Source organism: Mycobacterium sp. (assembly GCF_019243155.1).
In the GTDB taxonomy this organism is placed as follows: domain Bacteria; phylum Actinomycetota; class Actinomycetes; order Mycobacteriales; family Mycobacteriaceae; genus Mycobacterium.
In genome coordinates this window covers 1-17,860 of record NZ_JAFAUS010000331.1, presented here as the reverse complement: position 1 = coordinate 17,860, position 17,860 = coordinate 1, and the positions used below count along the sequence as shown (strand labels likewise).

Annotated in this window: 20 protein-coding genes and 3 pseudogenes; 10 read left to right on the top strand and 13 right to left on the bottom strand. The window is 67.3% G+C overall.

The features are described from left to right. The coding region (locus JOZ00_RS16935) for a zinc-ribbon domain-containing protein (RefSeq protein WP_293345554.1) at positions 1–257 on the bottom strand (257 nt) is incomplete at its 3' end. Further along, positions 250–1,170, bottom strand: a complete 921-nt coding sequence (locus JOZ00_RS16930; protein WP_293345552.1) for a transglutaminase family protein — start codon at positions 1,168–1,170, stop codon at positions 250–252. The genes JOZ00_RS16935 and JOZ00_RS16930, both read right to left, overlap by 8 nt. A 127-nt stretch (positions 1,171–1,297) precedes the next feature. Here JOZ00_RS16930 and JOZ00_RS16925 point away from each other — a divergent pair, with 127 nt between their 5' ends. Continuing rightward, complete coding sequence (locus JOZ00_RS16925) at positions 1,298–1,687, top strand: MmcQ/YjbR family DNA-binding protein (protein WP_293345550.1); 390 nt, start codon at positions 1,298–1,300, stop codon at positions 1,685–1,687. Between the two features lie 6 nt (positions 1,688–1,693). Here JOZ00_RS16925 and JOZ00_RS16920 read toward each other — a convergent pair whose 3' ends face one another. The 3 genes from JOZ00_RS16920 to aspS are packed head-to-tail and all read right to left on the bottom strand — an operon-like array spanning position 1,694 to position 4,944. Then, a complete protein-coding gene (locus JOZ00_RS16920) occupies positions 1,694–2,728 on the bottom strand; it encodes an FUSC family protein (protein ID WP_293345548.1) in 1,035 nt (344 codons plus the stop codon). Between the two features lie 12 nt (positions 2,729–2,740). Continuing rightward, positions 2,741–3,172 carry a nitroreductase family deazaflavin-dependent oxidoreductase gene (locus tag JOZ00_RS16915; RefSeq protein WP_293345546.1) on the bottom strand — a complete coding sequence of 144 codons (432 nt, stop codon included), beginning with the start codon at positions 3,170–3,172 and terminating at the stop codon, positions 2,741–2,743. After that, entirely contained in the window at positions 3,169–4,944 is a 1,776-nt protein-coding gene (gene aspS / locus JOZ00_RS16910; protein WP_293345544.1) for an aspartate--tRNA ligase, read from the bottom strand. Before aspS ends, JOZ00_RS16915 begins: the two co-directional genes overlap by 4 nt. 61 nt (positions 4,945–5,005) lie before the next feature. On the opposite strand from aspS, the gene JOZ00_RS16905 reads away from it, so the two are divergent. Continuing rightward, positions 5,006–5,893, top strand: coding sequence for an oxidoreductase (locus JOZ00_RS16905; protein ID WP_293345556.1), 888 nt, complete (start codon positions 5,006–5,008; stop codon positions 5,891–5,893). A 147-nt stretch (positions 5,894–6,040) separates the two neighbouring features. Beyond that, positions 6,041–6,919, top strand: a complete 879-nt coding sequence (locus JOZ00_RS16900) for a neutral zinc metallopeptidase (protein WP_293345542.1) — start codon at positions 6,041–6,043, stop codon at positions 6,917–6,919. Here JOZ00_RS16900 and JOZ00_RS16895 read toward each other — a convergent pair. Both JOZ00_RS16895 and JOZ00_RS16890 read right to left on the bottom strand, forming a co-directional pair. Further along, entirely contained in the window at positions 6,916–7,788 is an 873-nt protein-coding gene (locus JOZ00_RS16895; protein ID WP_293345540.1) for a dihydrodipicolinate synthase family protein, read from the bottom strand. The genes JOZ00_RS16900 and JOZ00_RS16895 overlap by 4 nt on opposite strands. Positions 7,789–7,797: 9 nt before the next feature. Further along, entirely contained in the window at positions 7,798–8,583 is a 786-nt protein-coding gene (locus tag JOZ00_RS16890; protein ID WP_293345538.1) for an aldolase, read from the bottom strand. A gap of 46 nt (positions 8,584–8,629) precedes the next feature. Here JOZ00_RS16890 and JOZ00_RS16885 point away from each other — a divergent pair, with 46 nt between their 5' ends. Further along, on the top strand, positions 8,630–9,151 hold the full coding sequence (locus JOZ00_RS16885) for an XRE family transcriptional regulator (protein ID WP_293345536.1): 522 nt from the start codon (positions 8,630–8,632) through the stop codon (positions 9,149–9,151). Between the two features lie 20 nt (positions 9,152–9,171). Continuing rightward, a pseudogene (locus tag JOZ00_RS16880) lies at positions 9,172–9,300 on the top strand (gamma-glutamylcyclotransferase); the annotation flags it as partial. Here JOZ00_RS16880 and JOZ00_RS16875 read toward each other — a convergent pair. Continuing rightward, positions 9,301–9,741: a hypothetical protein gene (locus tag JOZ00_RS16875; protein WP_293345534.1), complete on the bottom strand. Its 441-nt coding sequence runs from the start codon at positions 9,739–9,741 to the stop codon at positions 9,301–9,303. It abuts the pseudogene before it with no gap. Positions 9,742–9,841: 100 nt separating this feature from the next. Here JOZ00_RS16875 and JOZ00_RS16870 point away from each other — a divergent pair, with 100 nt between their 5' ends. After that, positions 9,842–11,422 carry a fibronectin type III domain-containing protein gene (locus JOZ00_RS16870; RefSeq protein WP_293345532.1) on the top strand — a complete coding sequence of 527 codons (1,581 nt, stop codon included), beginning with the start codon at positions 9,842–9,844 and terminating at the stop codon, positions 11,420–11,422. A 1-nt stretch (position 11,423) separates the two neighbouring features. On the opposite strand, the gene JOZ00_RS16865 is transcribed toward JOZ00_RS16870, so the two are convergent. Beyond that, positions 11,424–12,452, bottom strand: a complete 1,029-nt coding sequence (locus JOZ00_RS16865; RefSeq protein ID WP_293345530.1) for an Rv2578c family radical SAM protein — start codon at positions 12,450–12,452, stop codon at positions 11,424–11,426. 100 nt (positions 12,453–12,552) lie between these two features. Between JOZ00_RS16865 and JOZ00_RS16860 the strand changes: the two genes are divergently transcribed. Beyond that, on the top strand, positions 12,553–12,777 hold the full coding sequence (locus JOZ00_RS16860) for a deoxyribodipyrimidine photolyase (RefSeq protein ID WP_293345528.1): 225 nt from the start codon (positions 12,553–12,555) through the stop codon (positions 12,775–12,777). Between the two features lie 78 nt (positions 12,778–12,855). Here JOZ00_RS16860 and JOZ00_RS16855 read toward each other — a convergent pair. Together JOZ00_RS16855 and JOZ00_RS16850 are read right to left on the bottom strand one after the other, a co-directional pair. Further along, a pseudogene (locus tag JOZ00_RS16855) lies at positions 12,856–14,231 on the bottom strand (HNH endonuclease signature motif containing protein); the annotation flags it as partial. 40 nt (positions 14,232–14,271) lie between these two features. After that, positions 14,272–14,727, bottom strand: a complete 456-nt coding sequence (locus JOZ00_RS16850; RefSeq protein WP_293345526.1) for an SRPBCC family protein — start codon at positions 14,725–14,727, stop codon at positions 14,272–14,274. 143 nt (positions 14,728–14,870) lie between these two features. Between JOZ00_RS16850 and JOZ00_RS16845 the strand changes: the two genes are divergently transcribed. Further along, positions 14,871–15,203, top strand: coding sequence for a hypothetical protein (locus JOZ00_RS16845; RefSeq protein WP_293345525.1), 333 nt, complete (start codon positions 14,871–14,873; stop codon positions 15,201–15,203). Positions 15,204–15,215: 12 nt separating this feature from the next. Further along, positions 15,216–15,419 carry a hypothetical protein gene (locus JOZ00_RS16840; protein WP_293345523.1) on the top strand — a complete coding sequence of 68 codons (204 nt, stop codon included), beginning with the start codon at positions 15,216–15,218 and terminating at the stop codon, positions 15,417–15,419. On the opposite strand, the gene hisS is transcribed toward JOZ00_RS16840, so the two are convergent. Both hisS and JOZ00_RS16830 read right to left on the bottom strand, forming a co-directional pair. Next, complete coding sequence (gene hisS / locus JOZ00_RS16835) at positions 15,416–16,681, bottom strand: histidine--tRNA ligase (RefSeq protein ID WP_293345521.1); 1,266 nt, start codon at positions 16,679–16,681, stop codon at positions 15,416–15,418. The genes JOZ00_RS16840 and hisS overlap by 4 nt on opposite strands. Beyond that, positions 16,678–17,340, bottom strand: coding sequence for an MBL fold metallo-hydrolase (locus JOZ00_RS16830; RefSeq protein WP_293345519.1), 663 nt, complete (start codon positions 17,338–17,340; stop codon positions 16,678–16,680). The genes hisS and JOZ00_RS16830 overlap by 4 nt, the downstream gene beginning before the upstream one ends. 106 nt (positions 17,341–17,446) lie before the next feature. On the opposite strand from JOZ00_RS16830, the pseudogene JOZ00_RS16825 reads away from it, so the two are divergent. Further along, positions 17,447–17,860, top strand: a pseudogene (locus JOZ00_RS16825) (peptidylprolyl isomerase); the annotation flags it as partial.

The window sequence follows — 17,860 nt, the reverse complement described above, 5'->3', positions numbered from 1 at the left end:
GTCAGCACACACGACGGACAGAGCAGGCGCGGGTTGTTCACCGGGACCAGCCAATTGCACTCGGCCACCAGAAGATTCGCGCACAACTGATACTCGTCCGCGCTGACGAAGCCGGGCTGCCCACTCGCCTCGCCCTCGGCGATCACCAGCAGCGCCATCTGCTCGAGGGAAAACCCAAGCGCGCTGTTACAGCTCAGGCAGGTCGAGTTCTCGAACGTCAGCCGCTGGCCGCAGTTGGGGCAGTTGAAGTCACGCATGCAGCACATCCCCTTCGAAGGGCACCACGTCCACCGCGACGTCGATCACGCTGTGTTCGGAGTTGGTGTAGATGATTCCGCGCAGCGGCGGCACGTCCGCGTAGTCGCGTCCGCGCCCGACGATGATGTAGCGCTCGTCGACCAACTGGTCGTTGGTGGGATCCAGGCCCAGCCACTCGAACTGGCCGGGCTCCTGTGGCGTCCACACCGCCGCCCAGGCGTGGGTGGCGTCAATACCGATCATTCGATCCTTCCCCGGTGGCGGATCGGTGGCCAGATAACCGGATACGTAGCTGGCCGCCAACCCATTGGCTCGCAGGCAGGCAATCGCCAACCTGGCAAAGTCTTGACATACCCCCTCGCGGGCCGCGAGAACCTCATTGACTCCGGTGGAAACCGTTGTCGATCCAGAGCGGTAGGTGAAGTCGGTGAATATCCGTGACACCAGGTCGCGCAACACGTCGACCAGCGCCCGCCCGGGCACGAAGCTGGCAGCCGCGTACTCGCGCACCGCGTCGGTGATCTCCGGTGGATCGAGGTCCAGGGTGAACTCGATCGCGAGCGCCCCGCGCGTCCCGGCCGGCCGGGCGGCCTCCCACGGCTGAATCGCCGGCCCGCTGGCGTAGCGGCCCGAGGACGGCGGGAACACGTCGACGATGGAGTCGCTGGTGACCGTCAGGGTGCTGTGCGGCTCGGTGACGTGGAAATAGGAGCTGACGTTGCCGAAGACATCGACGCTCGTGGAGCTGTCGGTGGGGGCCGGCTCGATGAGCAGCTCGTGGGCGATGCAGTGCTGGCGCTGCGAGTCGCGCGGCGTGAGAAATCCGCGGCCATACGAGCTGGTCACGACGTCGGAATACCGGTACTCGGTGCGGTGGGTGACGCGATGGCGGCGGGCGGCCGGGTCTGGCAAGGGTGTACCTCCTCGTCGCTGATCCCATCACAGGCGAACGGGTTTTGTACGACCCACGGCGCCGCGCGGTCATCGACCGTTTGCCGATACCGCGCCAAACCGGACTCAGCGGGAGCACAATCGAAAGGTGGCCACGTGGGAGAACGTTGCCCGCATCGTCGGTGAGCTGGCACTCACGTCCGAGCCGTCGCCGCACGACTGGCGCGTCGGCAAGAAGTTGCTGGCGTGGGAGCGGCCGTTGCGACCGTCCGAACGCGAGGCGTTGACGCGCAGCGGCGAGCACACCCCGGACGGCGACATTCTCGGTGTCCGGGTGGCCGACGAGGGCATCAAGTTCGCGCTGATCGCCGACGAGCCCGACGTGTATTTCACGACACCGCATTTCGACGGCTACGCCGCGGTGCTGGTCAGGCTCGACGAGATTTCGGAGCGCGACCTCGAGGAGCTGATCACCGAGGCCTGGCTGACCCAGGCGCCGCGGAAGCTGGTGCAGGAGTTCCTGGCCGACTCTCGTTAGCCGGCTTCAGATTTGACGCAAGTCGATGACGCGTTGCAGGTCGTCGACGCAGGCGGCGACGACGTTGGCGAGCACCAGCTGGTTTTTCTCGCGGGCAGCCGACTGCAACTCGGTGGCGTGGTGGCGCGCCGCCGCGAGGTAGGCGCTCGCACCCGCAGGATCGGAGTCCGCGAGGGCGGTCGCGGCGGCGAGCGCGACCAGGGCCGCCTCGACGGGTTCCCGGCAGCCGTCCACCGGCGGTGCGACGGCGCGTGCCAGTTGCAGGATCGTGCCCGCCAGCAGGGCCAGATGGACGGCCTGATGATCGGCGGCCTGGACCGCGGCGCGCAGTCGCCAGCGGCGAGGCGAGACCTGCACCACCTGGCGTGCGGTCGCCCGGGCAGCGATCAGCCCGCCCAGCTGTTCGTGCACCTGGTCGACGACCGAGAACGGCCAGTCGGGCGCGGGCACCTCACGCCCGGCGGCCACGTCCGCGGCGCGCGTCAGGCCGCGCTGCAGGACGCCCAGCACCCCGACGCGCGCCCTGCCCAACACCTGCAACGGGTCGGCCGGGAACAGCAAGATGGCGAACACGATGGCGAGTAGGCCGCCGATCAGGGCGTCAAAGATGCGCTCCCACCCGACGCCGCTGCGAAACAAAGCCAGCACCAGGATCGATGACACGACGGTCTGGTTGGCGAACATCATCCCTTGCCCGATGAAGCCCTGACCGATCAGCACCGCGAACGACAGCGCCAGCAGCGCGGCGACGGCGATGGGCACGGACCCGGTCCCCAACACCACCTCCACCAGGGTGCCGATCCCGATCCCCAGCGTGACCCCGACCATCATCTGGACGGCGCGCAACGCACGCAGGACGTTGGTGATCGACAGGCACACCGCGGCGGCGATCGGCGCGAAGAAGGGCTGTGGATGCGCCAGCAGGTCGTGAGCGATATACCAGGCCAGACCCGCGGCCACCGCGGTCTGCACCAGGTTGAACCACCGGCTTCGTAGCCGGTTGAAAGCAGCGAGCGCAGCGGTGCGCGCAGTAGGGGGCACCGCCACGCCCGGCTAGGTCCGCTGCAATTCGAACAGCGGAATCACTCGGGTCGTCTTCGACTGGTAATCGGCGAAACCCGGCGCCGCGGCGGTGACTTTGTCGAACAACGCGTCGCGCTCGTCGGACGGCAGCTCATGCGCCGTCACGTCATACGCGTCGGCGCCCACCTCGATGTGCGCCTGCGGGTTGGCCCGCAGGTTGTGCACCCAGGCCGGGTGCTTGGGCGAGCCGGCGAACGAGCCGATGATGATCAGCTTGCCGTCGATGTTGAAGTACGCCAGCGGCGACAGCCGGGGCTCACCCGACTTGGCCCCCGTCGTGGTGAGCAGCAGCAGGTTGGCGTTTTCGAATTGCCCCGTGACTTTGCCGCCGTTGGCGCGGAATTCGTCGGCGATGGCCTTGTTGAACGCGTTGACCGTTTCGATGTCTGGCATTTCACTCATGCCTCGTCAACCCGCTTGGGCTTGGCGTCTATTCCGGACTCTTTGCGTTGCTGAGCGGTGATCGGCGCCGGCGCATCGGTGAGCGGGTCGACGCCGCCGCCGGTCTTCGGGAACGCGATCACCTCACGGATGGAGTCGACGCCGGACAGCAGCGCGTTGATCCGGTCCCAGCCGAACGCGATTCCGCCGTGCGGTGGTGCGCCAAAGGTGAAGGCTTCCAACAGGAATCCGAACTTCTCCTCGGCCTCGGCCCGGTCCAGACCCATCACGGCGAAGACCCGTTCCTGAATGTCGCGCCGGTGGATACGAATCGACCCGCCGCCGATCTCGTTGCCGTTGCAGACGATGTCGTACGCGTCGGCGAGCACGTTGCCCGGATCGGTGTCCACGACGCCCTCGAATTCGGGCTTGGGTGAAGTGAACGCGTGATGCACCGCGGTCCACGCCCCGGAGCCGACCGCGACGTCACCGGCGGCTGTCGCCTCGTCGGCGGGCTCGAACAGCGGCGGATCCACCACCCAGACGAACGCCCACGCGTCCGGGTCGATCAGGTTCAGGCGGCTGGCGACCTCGCCGCGTGCCGCCCCGAGCAGGGCGCGCGACGACTTCGGCGGGCCAGCCGAGAAGAAGATGCAGTCACCCGGCTTCGCCCCGACATGGGCGGCCAGCCCGTCGCGCTCGGCGTCGGTGAGGTTCTTGGCCACCGGGCCGCCAAGCTCGCCGTCGTCGCCCACGAGCACGTAGGCCAGTCCCCGGTGCCCGCGCTGCTTGGCCCACTCCTGCCAGCCGTCCAGCGTGCGGCGCGGCTGAGACGCCCCGCCGGGCATCACCACCGCACCGACGTACGGCGCCTGGAAGACGCGAAATGTGGTGTCTTTGAAGAACTCTGTGCAGTCGACGAGCTCGAGACCGAACCGCATGTCGGGCTTGTCGGACCCGAACCGCCGCATCGCGTCCGCGTAGCTGATCCGCGGGATGGGCGTCGGGATCTGATAGCCGATCAATGCCCACAGCGCGGTCAGGATCTCCTCGGAGATCGCGATGATGTCCTCGGCGTCGACGAAGCTCATCTCCATGTCGAGCTGGGTGAACTCGGGCTGGCGGTCGGCGCGGAAGTCCTCGTCGCGATAGCAGCGGGCGATCTGGTAGTAGCGCTCCATGCCCGCGACCATCAGCAGCTGCTTGAACAGCTGCGGGCTCTGCGGCAGCGCGTAGAACGAGCCGGGCTGCAGCCGGGCAGGCACCAAGAAGTCGCGGGCGCCTTCGGGTGTCGAACGCGTCATCGTCGGCGTCTCGATCTCGACGAAGTCGTGCGATGCCAGCACGCTCCGCGCGGCGGCATTCACCTTGGAGCGCAACCGAATTGCCGCGGCCGGGGCTTCGCGACGCAGGTCGAGGTAGCGGTACTTCAGCCGGGTTTCCTCGCCGGCGGGCTCGTCGAGCTGGAACGGCAGCGGCGCGCTCTCCCCCAGCACGGTCAGCGTGCTGGCGTTGACCTCGATGTCACCGGTGGCGATCTCGGGGTTGGCGTTGCCCTCCGGCCGGATCTCCACGACACCGGTGACGGCCACGCAGAACTCGGCGCGCAGGCGATGAGCCTGGGCCAGCACGTCGGCGGCGCGGAACACCACCTGCGCGACCCCGGTGGCGTCACGAAGATCGATGAAGATGACCCCGCCGTGGTCGCGGCGGCGGGCCACCCAGCCCGCCAACGTCACCTGCTGGCCGGCGTCGCTACTCCTCAGCGAACCAGCGGCGTGGCTGCGCAGCACTAATCACTCCCTCGACGTTTGAACGACTGACCAGTCTAAAGGGCCGTGTAGTTTCGTCCGTATCGCCACCAACATCGCCCTCGTCGGTCCCGGCGCCGTCGGCACGACTATCGCCGCGCTGCTGTACCAGTCCGGCAACAAGGTACTGGTGTGCGGTCGAAGTCCGCGCGACAGCATCGAGTTGCGGCCCGACGGCAAGGATCCGATCGTCGTGCCCGGCCCGGTGCACACCGATCCTGCGCAGGTATCCGACTCGGTCGATGTGGTGATCCTGGCCGTCAAAGCGACGCAGAACGACACCGCGGGCGCCTGGCTGGCCCGGCTGTGTGACGAGCACACCATCGTGGTCGTCCTGCAGAACGGCGTGGAGCAGGTCGAGCAGGTGAAGCCGCACTGCCCGTCGTCCCCGGTGATCCCCGGAATCGTGTGGTACTCGGCCGAGACGCAACCCGACGGGTGGGTGCGGCTTCGCACCGAGGCGTCCCTGGTGCTGCCCAGCGGGCCCTCGGCGGAGACGGTCGCCGAGCTGTTGCGCGCGGCCGGCTGCCGGGTGGACTGCGACCCCGACTTCATCACGGCCGCCTGGCGCAAGCTGCTCACCAACGCGCTGGCCGGTTTCATGGCCCTGTCCGGGCGGCGGTCGGGCATGTACCGCCGCGACGACGTCGCCGCCCTGTCGCGCCGCTATGTCGCCGAATGCCTGGCCGTCGCGCGGGCCGAGGGCGCCCGGCTGGACGACGGCATCGTTGACGAGCTGACGGACCTGTTCCGCAGCGCCCCCGAGGACCTGGGCACCTCGATACTCGCCGACCGCGAATACCGCCGACCGATGGAATGGGACATCCGCAACGGGGTGATCGTCCGCAAGGGACGTGCGCACAATCTGGCGACGCCGATCAGCGACGTCGTGGTCCCACTACTGGCCGCGGCGAGCGACGGACCCGGCTAGATTCATGCCATGCACCCCTGCGAGCGCGTCGACCTCGACTTCATCGACCACGCCTGCGCACCTACACCGATAACCGGTTCGCCGCCTCAGTCAGCGATAGGCTGAGTCCACCAACGTATTTGCCGGATCAGACTTACGGAGCGTGCGATGAGCTTCAACGAGGGTATGCAGATCGACACCAGCACCGCGTCCTCGTCCGGCGGGGGCGGTATGGGGATGGCCATCGGGGGCGGCGGCCTGGGCCTGCTCATCCTCATCGGGGCGATGCTGTTGGGCGTCGATCCGGGCCGCGTGATGCCCCAGCAGCAGTCGAGCACCAGCGGTTACTCGGCGCCCGGATTCGACCTGAGCCAGTGCAAGACCGGGGCCGACGCCAACAAGTACGTGCAGTGCCGCGTCATCGCCACGGGCAACTCCGTGGATGCGGTGTGGCATCAGCTGATGCCGAGTTACACGCGCCCGCACGTGCGGTTGTTCAGCGGATCGGTGGAGACCGGCTGCGGGCACGCCACCACCGCGGTGGGGCCGTTCTACTGCCCGGTGGACCAGACGGCGTATTTCGACACCGACTTCTTTCAGGAGCTGGTCGACAAATTCGGTTCCAGCGGTGGGCCATTCGCGCAGGAGTACGTCGTGGCCCACGAATACGGCCACCACGTGCAGCAACTGCAGGGCCTGCTCGGCCGCGCCCAGCAGGGCGCGCAGGGGGCCGGCGGTAACGGCGTCCGCACCGAGCTACAGGCGGACTGCTACGCCGGCATCTGGGCGCACTACGCGTCGACCGTCAAGCAGGAGAGCACCGGCGTGCCCTACCTCGAACCGTTGAGCGACAAGGACGTTGCCGACGCCCTGTCGGCCGCGGCATCGGTCGGTGACGACCGCATCCAGAAGCAGGCGACGGGGCGCGTCAGTCCCGAGTCGTGGACGCACGGTTCGTCCGAGCAACGGCAGCACTGGTTCACCGTCGGCTATCAGACCGGTGACCCGCAGAAGTGCGACACGTTCTCCGCACCCGACCTCGGTTAGCCGGCCAGCAGTTCGGTGAGCTCGGCGCGGCCCTGCTCGTCGAGCGGCAGCTGCGGGGCCCGCGGATCCCCGATCCGGAAGCCGAGTAGGTCCAGACCGGCCTTCACGGTGGTGGGCAGGCCGCCCGCGACGATGAACTGCAGCAGGGGCTTGAGGTCGTCGTAGAGCGCCTGGGCCTTATCGAGGTCGTCTGCGCGCACCGCGTTGTACAGGTCGATGCAGGGCTGGGCCCGCAAATTCGGTGCGGCCGTGCACCATCCGGAGGCGCCCGCCTTCAGCGCGTCGAGCACCAGCGGGTTGCTGCCGTTGTAGAACGGGAGCCTGCCGCCGCTGAGTTCGTCGATGCGTTGCATCCGGGACAGATCGCCGGTGGACTCCTTGACCATGGTGACGTTGTCGATGGTTTCGAACATCGCGACCAGCAGCTCGGGCGGCATGTCGACACCGCTGGTGGCCGGGTTGTTGTAGGCCATGATCGGGATCGAAATCGCGTCGCTGACGCTGCGGTAGTGCTGGACGATCTCCCGGTCGGCGAGCTTCCAGTAGGACACCGGCAGGATCATCACGGCGTCGGCACCGGCCTGCTGCGCGTACTCGGCACGCCGAATGGTCTTGGCGGTGGTCACATCTGACACACCGACGACCACCGGCACGCGACCGGCGACGGTTTTGATCGTGGTGTCGACCACGGAGTCGAATTCGGGTTCCTCGAGATAGGCCAGTTCACCGGTGCTGCCCAGCGGAGCGATCCCATGCACCCCGGCCGCGACGAGCCGGTCGACCAGAGCGGCCAGCCGTTCGGTGTCGATGCCGTCGTCGAACGGAGTCACCGGGTAGGCGATGATGCCGTGAATCTCGGGAACGGACAACAGGTCTCCTCAGCTCGTCAGGGCGTCCGGGTGGCGCGCCAGCGCGCGGCGCGCGTAGTAGGCGAAGTTGGCCTGGCTGCGCTTGGGGGTCAGCGTCCACTCGTGCGCCTCGCGGGCCAACTGTTCGGGTAATTCCTTGATCGTGCCCGCGGCCATCGCGGTCAGTTGCAGTTTGGCGGCGCGCTCGATCAGGATGCCCAGCGAGCACGCCTCCTCGATGCCGGCCCCGGCGATGACGTGTCCGTGGTGCGCGAGCAGCACCGCCTTCTTGTCGCCGAGGGCGGCCGTGATGATCTCTCCCTCCTCGTTGCCGACCGGAACGCCCGGCCAGTCGGCGAGGAAAGCGCAGTCGTCGTAGAGCGGCGTGGTGTCCATGTGGGACACGATCAGCGGAACTTCCAGCATCGACAGGGCCGCCACGTGGAACGCGTGGGTGTGCACGATGCAGTGCACGTCGGGGCGCGCGCGGTAAATCCAGCTGTGAAAGCGGTTGGCGGGGTTGGCGATTCCGTCACCGTCGAGGACGTTGAGGTCCTCGTCGACCAACAGCAGATTGTCCTCGGTGATCTCGTCGAACCCCAGGCCCAGTCGCTGGGTGTAATAGGTGCCGGGCGCCTCGGCCCGGGCGGTGATCTGCCCGGCCAGCCCGGAGTCATGCCCGGCGTCGAACAGCGCGCGACAGGTGAGCGCCAGCTTCTGGCGGGTGGTCAGCCGGGAATCTGCGATGTTGGCCGTCAATTGCTCGGCGGAGCGGCGCATCAACTCGGATTTCGAATCGGTGAACGTGCTGGCCATGTGACACAATGTAGCAGCTTAGGAAACCTTGTGTCATAGGAGCCTCGTGACAGCACTCTTGCGCGCAGTCCGCAAACAACGCGGCCTCACCTTGGAAACGCTCGCCGAGCAGACCGGGCTGACCAAGAGCTACCTGTCGAAGATCGAGCGCCGGCACAGCACGCCCTCGATCGCCGTGGCCCTCAAGGTCGCCAAGGCCCTCGACGTCGACGTCGGGCGACTGTTCTCCGACGAGGCCGCCCAGGAGAAGATCACCATCGACCGGGCCGAGGGCGCCGGGGAGGTCGAACGCTACCGGGTGCTGGCGCCCTCGCTGCTGGGAAAGACGATGTCGCCGTTCGTCGTTCGACCGACAGAAGAGCTGGCCGATGATCCCCACCCCGAGCATGCCGGCCAGGAATTCATGTTCGTGCACGCGGGAACGGTCGAGCTCGATTACGGGGACCGGACGTTCACCCTCGGCCCGGGCGACAGCGCCTACTTCGACGCGGCCGTCGGCCACAAGATCCGGTCGGTCGGTGCGCAGCGGGCCGAGGTCGTCGTCGTCGCGCACGCCGAGCCCCGATGACCGAGCTGTTGTTCGCCTACGGGACGGTGTTCGCCATCAGCGAAGCCGAGCTGGCCGCGGCTGACGACTACGAGGTGGACGACTACCGCCGCACCTCGGTGCCGCTACGGTCGGGCGCGACGGCGTGGGTCTACGTGTTCGCCGGGTGACTACCCGACCCGGCAGGTGACGGTGGTGGTGGCGTCCTGGTGGGCAACCACCTGCCCGTCCACCGCGATCTCGCAGTGAAACTGGGCGGGGCCGTTTCCGGAATCCGGCCATTTCAGCATGCCGCTGGCGGTGATGCTCGCGTTCTGGTTCGGGTTTGCCAGGGTAGCGGTGTAAGTGACCGGCGCACCCCCGCTGAGCGGGGCCTGCACGCTGGTCGAGAACTTCGACGGGTCCGCGTTGAAGGCCGCCTGGCTGGGCGGATCGGAACTCACGTAGTTAACCGTGGCGGTCAGATTGTTGGGACTCGTCACGGTGTAGGTCACCTGGTGGCCGTCTGCGTGGGAGGTAGCGGGCGTGAGAAACACCGCCCCGGCCACCGCGAGCACCGCCGCCGATCCCCACCTCGAGACACCGCTGATCACTGTTCGCACGTTCGTCATAAAAGAAAACGCTACCGAATTCGTTGCCCACACTTGGGCCGAAACGGATGTTTAGCGGCGCCGACGCCGTTGGTTTGCCTGGCTCAGGTATGAAGCTTGCATGAGCGACGATCCCGTTTACGGCATCAGCCGACGCAGGTTGTTGACGACCAGCGCCGTCTCCGCCGCCCTCGGGGCCGGTATCGGGGGCGGGGCCGCGCTGCTGTGGTCGCAGCATGTGCACTCCCAGGCGGCCGGGTTGTGGCGCCAGCCTGATCGCAACGCCGCACCGCCGGTGGCCGGCCTGCATCTACAGTTCGGCAAGAACGCCGCCACCGAGGTGGTGGTGTCGTGGCACACCACCGACGCCGTGCGCAATCCGCGGGTCGTGGTCGGGACGCCGGCGTCCGGATTCGGACGCACCGAGCAGGCCGAAACCCGAACGTACCGGGACGCCAAGTCCGGCACCGAAGTTCGCGTCAATCACGCCCGCCTGACGAATCTCTCCCCCGACACCGACTACGTCTACGCGGCCGTGCACGACGGCACCGAGCCCGTGCAGGGAACGGTGCGCACCGGCCCGCAAGGCCGAAAGCCGTTGCTGTTCACCAGCTTCGGCGACCAGTCCACCCCGGCGCTGGCGAAGTTGCCCGACGGCCGCTACGCCACCGACAACATCGGCTCGCCGGCGGCCGCCGACACCACGATGGCGATCGAGCGCATCGGCCCGCTGTTCAACCTGGTCAACGGTGACCTGTGCTACGCCAACCTCGCCCAGGACCGGATCCGCACGTGGTCCAACTGGTTCGAGAACAACACCCGGTCGGCGCGCTATCGGCCGTGGATGCCGGCCGCGGGCAATCACGAGAACGAATTAGGCAACGGGCCAATCGGTTACGGCGCGTATCAGGCCTACTTCGAGCTGCCGGACTCGGGCTCGAGCCAACAGACCCGCGGCATGTGGTACTCGTTCAGCGCCGGGTCGGTGCGGGTGATCAGCCTCAACAACGACGACATCGCCTTTCAGGACGGCGGCAACTTCTACGTGCACGGCTACTCGGGCGGCGAGCAAAAGCGCTGGCTGACAGGCGAACTCGCCGCCGCGCGGCGCGACCCCGACGTCGACTGGGTGGTCGTGTGTATGCACCAGACGGCGATCTCCACCGCCGACAAGGCCAACGGCGCCGACCTGGGGATCCGGGAGGAATGGCTGCCGCTGTTCGATCAGTACCAGGTCGATCTGGTGGTGTGCGGGCACGAACACCACTACGAACGGTCACACCCGTTGCGCGGTGCGCTGGGCACCGACACCCGAACGCCGATACCCGTGGACACCCGCGGCGATCTGATCGACTCGACCAAGGGCACAGTGCATCTCGTCATCGGCGGCGGTGGCACCTCCGCGCCCAGCAACGGGTTCCTGTTCCCCGAACCGCGCTGCCGTGTGTTGATGGGCGTCGGCGCATTCGATCCCGGAATCGGCCGCAAGGCACCGATATACGTGCTCGAGGACGCGCCGTGGTCGGCGTTTCGCGACCGCGATTACCCCCACGGCTTCGCGGCGTTCGACGTCGACCCGGGTCAGCCCGGTGGCAACACAACGATCACGGCGACGCATTACGCGTTGAGCGGGCTGTTCGGCGCGGTGACCGTCGTGGACCGTTTCACCCTCACCAAGCCGCGCGGCGACAAACCCGCCTAGCTCAAAACAGCGTGGGCTGCACCGGTTCCGGCGGTGGTGCCGCCGGGGCGGCCTGCGCGAAGGGGCGATGATCACCCGCCAGCCGATGCTTGGCGATCAGTGGGGCGGCCCTGGCCCGCAGCGCCTCGCGGTAGTCCGGCGGCAGGTATGCGCCCCGCCGGTAGAGCTCGCGATAGCTCGCGACCAGCTCGGGATGCGAGCGCGCGAGCCAGGACATGAACCATCCGCGCGTCGAACCGCGCAGGTGCAGGCCGAAAACCGTGACGCTGCTGGCGCCGGCCGCCGCGATATCGCCGAGCAGCCGATCGAGGTGCTCGGTGGAATCGGTCAGGTGCGGCAGCACCGGCGCGACCATCACATGACAGTCCAGGCCGGCGTCACGAATCGCGGCGATCAGGCCGAGGCGGGCCTGCGGGGTGGGTGTGCCGGGCTCAACATCGCGGTGCAGCTCGGCATCGCCGACCGCCAGCGACACCGCGACCGACAGCGGGACTCGCATCGCCGCATCGGTGATCACAGGCAGGTCGCGGCGTAGCAGCGTGCCCTTGGTCAGGATCGACAGCGGCGTACCGGATTCGGCGAGGGCGCCGATGATGCCCGGCATCAGCGCGTAGCGGCCCTCGGCCCGCTGGTAGGGGTCGGTGTTGGTGCCCAGGGCGACGGTCTCGCGCTGCCACGACGGCCGGCGCAATTCCCGCCGCAGCACCTCGACGACGTTGGTCTTGACGACGACCTGGGTGTCGAAGTCGGTGCCGTTGTCGAAGTCCAGGTATTCGTGGGTGGGTCGGGCGAAGCAGTAGCGGCAGGCGTGCGAGCAGCCGCGATAGCCGTTGACCGTGTAGCTGAACGGCAGCGCCGAGGCGCCGGGCACCTTGTTGAGCGCGGACTTGCACAGCACCTCGTGGAAGGTGATTCCCTCGAATTGCGGTGTGCGCACGCTGCGGACAAACCCGATCCGCTGCAGCCCCGGCAGCGCCCCGTCCTCGACGGGCGTGCCGTTCACCGCGACGGCTTGGTTGGCCCAGCGCATCCCCCTATTCGAACAATAGTTCGAAGCAGAGTCAAGCGCTTGGGTTTTTGCGCGCCCGTGTCGGGGTATCACCTATTGGCTTCGTCACGAAAGGACTGACATGTTGCATTCGGTGATTCTCGCGAGTTCGGACCCGCTCGCGGCCGGCCTTATTCTTCGTGGCATCAAGGGGATCTTCGTCGCCATAGGTAGCGTCATCGCCGCAATAGTCTGCGGCATCATCGCAATGACGAAGGGCCGTAATCCGTTGGGATGGGGCATTCTTGGGCTGTTCTTCTCCATCCTCACATTGATCGTCATCATCGTCATTCCGAGCAAGAAATAATTTGCGACACAATCAGAATGGCGGCGGCTCGCCGTCGCCTCCGGCCGACGGCTCGATCTGTGCAACGTTGGCGGCCAACCGGATTCGGCGATTGTGCCGGCGGTCGGCGGCAATGCGCTGCGCGCGGCTCTGAGCGCGGGTGCTGGTTCGCAGCGGCATCATCGCCGTGCGATCGCCGCATCGTCCGGCGCCGTCCGCGTCGCGGACGGGCGCGTTCCCGGTGGGCGCGCACAAGGCCGGGAAGAACAGCGCGCTACCCGGGCTTGTGACATAGGTGTCCCCGTCGGGAAGCGTCCAGATGACGGTCCCGTCCGGCAATTGTTGATCGCGCCAACCCCAGAAGGTCTTCATCAAATGATGAAGGCGGCAAAGGGATTTCAGGTTCGAAGCGTGGGTAGGGCCGCCTTGCGAATACGGGGCCGTATGGTCCACGTCGCATTCGGTGGCCGGCCGCTCGCAACCGGGAGCGCGGCAGGTCAGGTCGCGGCATCGCACGAAGTCGGCCAGCCTGGCCGAGGGGACGTAGTGGGATTCGGCGACCACCGGCGCGATCAGCGGTACCAGCCGCGCCGACTTAGCTAGCTCGGCGATCACCTCAGCCGGGACCAGACCCTCCGCGCCCGATAGCACGCCCGGCGTCGACCCGCTGCCTTCGACGGTGGCGCGGTCGGCAACCACATGAATGACCACGTTGCTCGCAGTCCGCGCCGCGGCCGGGCAGCCGGCAACACCGCAGCCGCACACCAATCGCTGCGCACCGGCGGCGAGCGCGCCCAGCGCATCGGCACGCCGCTGCGCCCGGGTCCGTGGGCCCCCTCGCATAGCGGGCCCGCCAACTCATCGAGCCGCTTGTCCAGGGCCTGCCCGTCGGCGCCCAACACGTTCCCGCTCACCCACGCCATCCCCGACTCATTGGCTCGGACATCGACGAAGCGATCGGTCGCGGCCTCGGCGGCCCGCCGCACCGCGTCGGCATCGACAAGGGCCACCACTCGGTCGACGGCCGCGCCCAACCCGCCCCGCGTCAGCGACGGGCGCCTTGAAACCAACACCGCCACTTGCGCGTCCACCTTCGCCAGCACCTCGGCGTCGGTGATCAGATCGGTGCGAAACACGATCGTCTGAAAAGCCCGATAGTCGATATCGCCGGCCGCAAACGCGTTGCCTACTTGCGGCAGCCGGTCGCGCATCGCCATCGCGTAGCGCAGGTAGCTGTGCCCCATCGCCACGCTGCACTGCAGAGCGGCCGCCACCTGCGCGGCGACCGCCTCCCAGGTGTCCGCCGCCCAGTCCGGCCGCTCCCCGGACTCGCGGCAACGCAGCATCAGCAATTCGCCGACCGCAATGAGCCGCTCGGCGCCCGCCCGCGCCTCGTCCCGCCGCGCCTCGCGCATCCGGTCGAGCAGCAACGCCGACTCCGGCGTCGGGCGGGATGCGTACCACGATTCGAACATACATTCGATAGTAGTCACGGCCACCGACACCGTGAAGATGTCAGGGATCGGTGTTCGCGCTTTCCGCTTCTCGGGCCAGTGCCTCTGCCAGGCGCGTATATGACGCACCGGTTCTGGACTCCATGAATTTCGCGAAGCCGGGAACGCGCGCCGCGAACGTCACGGTCCATATGATGCGGCTGCCATCCGGACGATCTTCGATGCGAATATCGCCGCGGTAATCGCTCAGCCCCATATACCACGGAAGTGATGCGATGTAGGCATGATGACATGGTCGCGTTCCATCGACGATGGTGTCGCGAACTACGCTGAGCCCGATGCGAATTCGCCTGATGCCGCCGCGTCCGGTGTCAGGATCTCCGCGCCGCTCCCATGACGCGGCGGACACCGTCGGCAAAAAATCCGGCCAATGCTCGATATCCATCAGCAAGTCATATATCGCGCCCGGTTCTGCGCTGGAAAGTTGCTCCACCCGGCATGACAAAGGCCCTTTCATGGGGCGAAACGTACTACAGGAGTGCACCACTCACACGACCGCCGGCGGATTGGGGTAGTGAACTACGCGCGTCATGTGCCGACGCCGGCGTTACGTTCGCCCCGACGCTGTAGAACAGCAGCAACGAAAACTAGGGGAACGACATGCCGGTACGTTGGCAGATCGACGGAAATTGGACGATCGCAGCCAATTCCATCCAGTACTGGAACTGGAATTTCTTCACCGATCCGGGGACAGGTGGACCCAACCAGGGCCCGATCGTGTTCAGGGCGATACCCAAGGGTCGGTCACAAGGGGGCAACAACACCGCCCGAAACGTCTTGGTCACTTACGATTTCGCGATGTGCCGCGGCGGCCCCGGCGATGATCACGAGCCCGAGGTGTTCTACGAATTCAAGGTCAGAAACGACAGCAGCATCGCCGTGCCGTTCGTGCTCCAATTCATCAAATTCAGCGACCTGCCGCTCAACACCTGAATGGGGACAGCTATGAAGATCACGGTCATCACCGACGATCGCGGCAACATCGTCGGTACCGCGGGCACACCCGCGTCGACCAAGCCCGAAGCGGGAAGGGGTGGACCGGTCGCCGGGCCGGGCCAGTCGATCCGCGAAATCGAGCTGCCGAAGGGGCTGGCCGGCGTGAACGATGTCGCCGAGCTACACCAAAAGCTGGCCGAGCACCTCGGCTAACTGCTCAGCTTCGAAAGAACCTCAGCGACAACAGAATCCACCGGGACGGACACCTGATCCCCCGTCGACAGGTCCTTCACCCCGACCGTGCCGGACTCGATGTCGCGGTCACCCAGCACCAATGCGATGCGCGCACCGGAACGATCGGCCGCGCGCATCGCGCCCTTGAGGCCGCGGTCGCCGTAGGCAATGTCGACGCGGGCACCGGCGGCGCGCAGCTTCGCGCCCAGCACCGCGAGTTCGAGCTTGGCCTGCTCGCTCAACGGCACGCCGAACACATCGCAGCGCGTGGTCTCCCCCACCCTCTTGCCCTCGGCCCGCAGCGCCAGCAGGGTGCGGTCCACCCCGAGCCCAAAACCGATGCCGGACAAGTCTTGTCCACCGAGTTCTTTCATCAGGCCGTCGTAGCGACCACCGCCACCGATGCCGGATTGCGCGCCCAGACCGTCGTGCACGAACTCGAACGTGGTCTTCGTGTAGTAGTCCAGCCCACGCACCATGCGCGGGTTGATGACGTACGGCACCCCGAGCGCGTCCAGGTGAGCCAGCACAGTGTCGAAGTGTTGCTTGGCGGCGTCGGACAGGTGATCGAGCAGCACCGGCGCATCGGCCGTCATGGCCCGCACCTCTGGTCGCTTGTCGTCGAGCACCCGCAGCGGGTTGATCGCCGCGCGCTTGCGGGTCTCCTCGTCGAGATCGAGTGCAAAGAGGAACTCCTGCAACAGTTCCCGATATTGCGGGCGGCAGCTCTCGTCACCCAGTGACGTGATCTCGAGCCGGAAGCCGTCCAGCCCCAACGACCGGAAGCCGGCGTCGGCGACGGCGATCACCTCGGCATCCAGGGCCGGGTCGTCGACGCCGATCGCCTCGACGCCGACCTGCTGCAGCTGGCGGTAGCGGCCGGCCTGGGGACGCTCGTAGCGGAAGAACGGGCCGGCGTAACAGAGCTTTACGGGCAGCGCGCCGCGGTCCAGGCCGTGTTCGATGACCGCGCGCACCACCCCCGCGGTCCCTTCGGGCCGCAGCGTCACCGAGCGGTCGCCGCGATCGGAGAAGGTGTACATCTCCTTGGACACCACATCGGTGGATTCACCGACGCCGCGCGCGAACAGGGCCGTGTCTTCGAAGATCGGCAACTCGATGTCGCCGTATCCGGCCCGGCGGGCGGCGCTCAGCAGGCCGTCGCGCACGGCCACGAACTGTGCCGAGTCGGGCGGAAGGTAGTCCGGTACCCCTTTGGGTGCCGAGAACGAGTCCGTCACTGGGTCAGGCCTTCGAGGAACGGGTTGAAACGCCGTTCGGCGCCGATGGTGGTGGAGCTGCCGTGCCCCGGCAGCACCACGGTCTTGTCGTCCAGCACCAGCAGCTTGTCGACGATCGACGTGATCAGGTCGCGGCCGCTGCCGCCGAACAGGTCGGTGCGGCCCACCGAGCGCTCGAACAGGGTGTCGCCGGTGAAGACGACGTCGGTGTCCGACGACACCCGGAAGACCACCGAACCACGCGTGTGCCCGGGGGTGTGATCGACGTTGACGGTCACACTGCCCAGGTCGAGCTTGTCGCCGTCGCGGTCCAGCTCGACGACCTGCTTGGGCTCGCGGAAGAAGGCACCCGTCGCCAGCTGCGCCAGGCGCGGGCCCAGGCCGTAGATCGGGTCTTTCAGCATGAACCGGTCCTCGGGGTGGATGTACGTCGGGCAGCCGTAGGTGTCGGACACCTTCTGCGCGGACCACATGTGGTCGATGTGCCCGTGGGTCAGCAACACCGCGGCCGGGGTCAGCCGATTCTTGTCCAGGATGCGCCGCAACGGGCCCATCACCCGCTGCCCAGGGTCCACGATGATGGCATCCGTGCCGGGCCGCTCGGCAAGGACGTAGCAGTTGCACTGCAACATCCCGGCGGGAAATCCGGTGATCAACACGCTTCCCAGTTTCCCACGGGGGTCACTTGACACGGGTCGCGGCGCCCACATTAGCCTGAGCAGGCCAACCTCGAGGCCCGACTGACTTTATGGAGGCATCTGCGCCATGCCGACCAACGAACAGCGACGCGAGAACGCCAAGCGCAAGCTCGAACGGCAGATCGAGCGCCGCGCAAGGCAGGCCAAGCGGCGGCGAATCGTGCTGATCGCGGCCGGCGCGATCGTGGCCGTGGCCGTGGTCGTCGCAGTGGTGCTCACGATCATCAACACCAAGCACGAGCACAACACCACCACCGCCACATCGTCCAGCCCGGCGAGCAGTTCCGCGCAGACGACGGCGACCACGCCCGGACAGACCCCGCAGGCGCCGGCGTTGCCGCCGTTCAAGCCGTCGGCCAACCTGGGCGCCAACTGCCAGTACCCGGCGTCGGCGGATCCGGCCGCCAAGAAGGTCAAGCCGCCGCGGACCGGCAAGGTGCCGACCGACCCGGCGCAGGTGAGCGCGAGCATGGTGACCAAC

Coding starts and splice junctions, on each gene's coding strand:
- JOZ00_RS16840 (WP_293345523.1), top strand. CDS start 15,216: ATGAAGATCACGGTCATCACCGACGATCGCGGCAACATCGTCGGTACC.
- JOZ00_RS16870 (WP_293345532.1), top strand. CDS start 9,842: ATGAGCGACGATCCCGTTTACGGCATCAGCCGACGCAGGTTGTTGACG.
- JOZ00_RS16890 (WP_293345538.1), bottom strand. CDS start 8,583: ATGGCCAGCACGTTCACCGATTCGAAATCCGAGTTGATGCGCCGCTCC.
- JOZ00_RS16865 (WP_293345530.1), bottom strand. CDS start 12,452: ATGCGCTGGGCCAACCAAGCCGTCGCGGTGAACGGCACGCCCGTCGAG.
- JOZ00_RS16845 (WP_293345525.1), top strand. CDS start 14,871: ATGCCGGTACGTTGGCAGATCGACGGAAATTGGACGATCGCAGCCAAT.
- JOZ00_RS16850 (WP_293345526.1), bottom strand. CDS start 14,727: ATGAAAGGGCCTTTGTCATGCCGGGTGGAGCAACTTTCCAGCGCAGAA.
- JOZ00_RS16875 (WP_293345534.1), bottom strand. CDS start 9,741: ATGACGAACGTGCGAACAGTGATCAGCGGTGTCTCGAGGTGGGGATCG.
- JOZ00_RS16915 (WP_293345546.1), bottom strand. CDS start 3,172: ATGAGTGAAATGCCAGACATCGAAACGGTCAACGCGTTCAACAAGGCC.
- JOZ00_RS16900 (WP_293345542.1), top strand. CDS start 6,041: ATGAGCTTCAACGAGGGTATGCAGATCGACACCAGCACCGCGTCCTCG.
- JOZ00_RS16860 (WP_293345528.1), top strand. CDS start 12,553: ATGTTGCATTCGGTGATTCTCGCGAGTTCGGACCCGCTCGCGGCCGGC.